Source organism: Acidimicrobiales bacterium (assembly GCA_036399815.1).
Classification (GTDB): Bacteria; Actinomycetota; Acidimicrobiia; order Acidimicrobiales; family DASWMK01; genus DASWMK01.
Genome location: DASWMK010000251.1, coordinates 1 through 3132, shown reverse-complemented (window position 1 = coordinate 3132; position 3132 = coordinate 1). Strand labels below are relative to the sequence as shown.

At 70.0% G+C, this 3132-nt stretch carries 5 protein-coding genes; all 5 read left to right on the top strand.

The window, feature by feature from the left end:
* Positions 1 to 143: 143 nt before the first annotated feature.
* Positions 144 to 1739 carry a helicase HerA-like domain-containing protein gene (locus tag VGB14_18975; protein ID HEX9995016.1) on the top strand — a complete coding sequence of 532 codons (1596 nt, stop codon included), beginning with the start codon at positions 144 to 146 and terminating at the stop codon, positions 1737 to 1739.
* Entirely contained in the window at positions 1732 to 1857 is a 126-nt protein-coding gene (locus tag VGB14_18970; protein ID HEX9995015.1) for a hypothetical protein, read from the top strand. Before VGB14_18975 ends, VGB14_18970 begins: the two co-directional genes overlap by 8 nt.
* A 110-nt stretch (positions 1858 to 1967) precedes the next feature.
* Positions 1968 to 2162: a hypothetical protein gene (locus tag VGB14_18965; protein HEX9995014.1), complete on the top strand. Its 195-nt coding sequence runs from the start codon at positions 1968 to 1970 to the stop codon at positions 2160 to 2162.
* 90 nt (positions 2163 to 2252) lie between these two features.
* Positions 2253 to 2441, top strand: coding sequence for a hypothetical protein (locus VGB14_18960; protein HEX9995013.1), 189 nt, complete (start codon positions 2253 to 2255; stop codon positions 2439 to 2441).
* A 91-nt stretch (positions 2442 to 2532) separates the two neighbouring features.
* Positions 2533 to 2967 carry an HIT domain-containing protein gene (locus tag VGB14_18955; protein HEX9995012.1) on the top strand — a complete coding sequence of 145 codons (435 nt, stop codon included), beginning with the start codon at positions 2533 to 2535 and terminating at the stop codon, positions 2965 to 2967.
* The last annotated feature ends 165 nt before the right edge of the window (positions 2968 to 3132 follow it).

The window sequence follows — 3132 nt, the reverse complement described above, 5'->3', positions numbered from 1 at the left end:
TTCGGCGACTACTCCGAGGGCCGCTTCGCCTGGCTCTTGGAGGACGTGCGTCCCCTGCCTGAGCCAGTTCCGTGGAGGGGCCAGCAGGCGGCCCCGTGGTCGGCTCCGGCGGAGTTGGTGGCGAAGGTCGAGGCGGTGCTGCCATGAGCGACGGACTCAACCTCGGCTCCGGCTTGATCCTCCCGGTCGACTCGGTCACCGAGACGTTCGGCATCCTCGCCAAGAAGGGCGCTGGCAAGTCGAACGCCGCCGTGGTGATGGCCGAGGAGATGTGGTCGGCCGGGGTGCCGTGGGTGGCGGTCGACCCGAAGGGCGACTGGTGGGGCGTCCGCTCCTCAGCTGACGGCCAGCATCCCGGCCTGCCACTGCCGGTGTTCGGCGGGAAGCACGGCGACTTCCCGTTGCAGCCGGAGATGGGGCCACTGATCGCCGACATCGTCCTCGGAGACGAGCGGCGCGGCTACCTGCCATGCGTGCTGGACGTGAGCCAGTTCACGATCAGCGAGCAGCGCCGGTTCCTGCTGGCGTTCGGGGAGCGGCTGTTCCGCCACAAGGACGAGGAGCGGGTGCTGCACCTGTTCTTGGAGGAGGCCCACGAGTACCTGCCGCAGTCGGTCGACAAGGATCAGCGGCCGCTCGTCTCCACCTGGCAGCGGATCGTGAAGCAGGGCCGGTTCAAGGGCCTCGGGGTGACGGTCGTGTCGCAGCGCTCGGCGGCGCTGAACAAGGACGTGCTCACCCAGGTCGACTCGCTGATCGTCCTCCGCACCCTCAGTCCGCAGGACCGGGCGGCGGTGAAGGGCTGGGTGGAGACACACGCGGAGGCCGGTGAGGTGCTGGCGTCGCTGCCGAGCTTGCAGGACGGGGAGGCGTGGCTGTGGTCCCCGGAGCGGCTTGCGGAGCCCGCGCGGTTCCGGTTCCGTCGCCGGTCGACGTTCGATTCGGGCGCCACCCCGAAGGTGGGTCAGATCCGCCGCGCTCCCGCCACCCTCGCCGACATCGACGCCGCCGCGATCAAGGAGCAGATGGCCGAGACCATCGAGCGGGCGAAGGCGGACGACCCGAAGGAACTGCGCCGCCGTGTCGCCGCCCTCGATCGGGAGTTGGCGGCTGCCCGGTCGGCGACTCCGGAGCCGGTGGTGGAGCGGGTCGAAGTGCCGGTCCTGCCGGACGAGACGGTCGCCCGCTTGGTCGACGCGCTCGCGCCTGTGGCCGACGCGCTCGCCGAGGTGCGCGGGCTCCTCGTCGGCCATGGTGCTGTTCCCCGGCGGGATGACACTCGACGGTCGGAGGTTCAGCCGGCCGCCAAGGAAGCACGCGGGCCTTCACCCAGGGCTGCCGGGTCCGCCTCTGCTCGGGGCGCGCAGCCGCCCGCTGGGGACAGCGTTCGGCTCGGCAAGACCGAACACCGGGTGCTGTCGGTGCTCGCTCAGTTCCCCGCCGGCCGCACCCACCGCCAGTTGGCGCTCCTCACCGGGTATAGCGCGAAGGCGTCGACCATAGGTGTGGCGCTCAGCAAGCTCCGCAAGGCGGGGCTGGTGGAGCCGACCGGCAACCCGATCAAGGCGACCGACGACGGGTTGCGCTACGCCGCCGAGCACGACCTGTCTGACGAGCTGCCCGTCGGGGCCGGCGCTGCTCGACTACTGGCGCGCCCACGTGGGTGGCACGGAGCGCCGGGTGTTGGACGTGTTCGTCGAGGCGTGGCCGGACGCGTTGGACAAGGAGACGGTGGCTGAGCGGACCGGCTATTCGCCGTCGGCGTCGACCATCGGTGTGGCCCTGTCGAAGCTCCGTGCGCTCGGCCTGGTCGAAGGCTGGCAGGCGTCGGACGAGTTCATGGATGCCATCTCGTGACTGTCGATGTGAACACGCGGGAGGGCAGGGAAGAACTACGACGACTCGCGGAAGCGGCGCACCGGAGCGACGGTTCGCCGACCGCCTCCCGGTACCGCGGAGGACGAAACATGAGCGACGACTGGAGCCTCGGCGCGACGACCTATGACGCCGTGTGCCAGATGGAGGGCCACAACTGGCGGGGCGGCGGGGCGTGTGTGAACTGCGGCGCCCGCCTCCGCTGCGCCTGCGGCCAGTTCGTTACCGAGAACGGTATCGCCGTCCACACGAGCGACTGCCGCTGGGTCGCACGGAACGCCGCGTGACCTCGTGTTCGCATTCGATCGTGTCGCGGACACCCCGGATGGTCCGCGCTGCTCCTGGTGCGGGCAGCTCATCGAACGAAAGGACGACACGTGAGCGACTTCGATGACGGGTGGAGCGACGAGGTGGTTGTCCTCCCCCGCGCCAAGCTGTTCGAGCTTCTCGGGGAGTTCGCGTTGCCACCGTGGCGGGATGCCGACGGTTCGCTGATCGGGCAGCACATCGACTGCGCTCCCATCGCTTCGACTCTCCAAGAGCGCATCGAAAGGATCCGGCTGTGAACGCGAACGACCGCTGCACCGAAGGCGGCGCCGTCCATGCCTGGCAGTCGCGTGGGTTGGACGTGGTGGCGCACGGCCAACGTGAGACTACGTGCTCGATCCGTCGTTGCGTGTGGTGTGGCGTCGAACAGAAGAAGCCCTACGGCGCACGACGAGGCAGCTGGTCGCCGGTCCGCGAGGCCGCGTCGTGACCGGTACGGCCGCTGATCCCACCCGCGGCGGGCCGTGCGTGTTCTGCGAGATCGTCGCCGGCCGGCCGCCAGCCACTCTCGTGTGGGAGGACGCCGACGCCGTCGCCTTCGAGCCGTTGAACCCAGTGACCGACGGGCATGTGCTGGTCGTCCCTCGCCTGCACGTCGCCGACGCCACGGAGGACCCCGGCGTCGCGGCGGACACGATGTTCCTCGCTGCCTCCCTCGCCGAGCCGCCGTGCAACATCATCACCAGTGCGGGCTCGGAGGCGAGGCGAGCCATCGAGCATCACGACAGGGTTGACGCTTCCAGCACCGGCAGTAGACGCCCGTAGTCGGGGTTGGCGCCATGCCGGTTCGCGCTCGCGCTCCAGTTCCTCTGCGATCGGCAATGGCTGAGGTCAGCCGGGACCTCCGAGCAGCGGTCGAGCGGGTACTGCTCGGGCGCCTCGAAGAGGTCGACGGGAGCGTCCGCGCCAAGGTCGTCGGACTGGAGGTCG

Coding starts and splice junctions, on each gene's coding strand:
- VGB14_18975 (HEX9995016.1), top strand. CDS start 144: ATGAGCGACGGACTCAACCTCGGCTCCGGCTTGATCCTCCCGGTCGAC.
- VGB14_18965 (HEX9995014.1), top strand. CDS start 1,968: ATGAGCGACGACTGGAGCCTCGGCGCGACGACCTATGACGCCGTGTGC.